Raw genomic sequence first — 644 nt, 5'->3', positions numbered from 1 at the left:
AGACCGCGTGGGAGACGTTGGAGGATGCGGGGATCGATCCGACGTCGTTGCGGGGCAGCCGGACGGGCGTGTTCACCGGCATCTGGTCCTCCGGCTACGGCGACCAGGCACCCGCCGACGCCGAGGGCTATCTCGGTACGGGCGCCGCGACCAGCGTGACCTCCGGCCGGATCGCCTACCTGCTGGGGCTGGAGGGCGCGGCGGTCTCGCTGGACACCGCCTGCTCGTCCTCGCTGGTGGCGATCCATCTGGCGGCGCAGGCGCTCCGCTCGGGGGAGTGTTCGCTGGCCCTGGCCGGCGGGGTGACGGTGATGGCGACCCCGCTGGGGTTCACGGAGTTCTCCCGCCAGCGCGGCCTGGCTCCCGACGGCCGGGTGAAGGCGTTCGCCGAGGCGGCTGACGGTACGGCCTGGGGTGAGGGCGCGGGGTTGGTGCTGCTGGAGCGGTTGTCGGACGCCCGTCGCAACGGCCACCGGGTGCTGGCGGTGGTGCGGGGCTCGGCGGTCAACCAGGACGGCACCTCCAACGGCCTCGGGGCACCGAACGGTCCGTCGCAGGAGCGGGTGATCCGGCAGGCGTTGGCGAATGCGGGACTGTCGACGGCGGACGTGGACGCGGTGGAGGCGCACGGCACCGGGACCACC

General features: G+C 73.8%; 1 protein-coding gene. It reads left to right on the top strand.

Features of this window, described 5'->3' with window-relative positions:
• Positions 1-644 (top strand): beta-ketoacyl synthase N-terminal-like domain-containing protein (locus IF37_RS0138410; RefSeq protein ID WP_037858409.1); only part of this gene is annotated, 644 nt, incomplete at both ends.

The organism is Streptomyces sp. NRRL S-31, from assembly GCF_000718775.1.
Lineage (GTDB): Bacteria > Actinomycetota > Actinomycetes > Streptomycetales > Streptomycetaceae > Streptomyces.
This window is presented reverse-complemented; position numbering and strand designations above follow the sequence as displayed.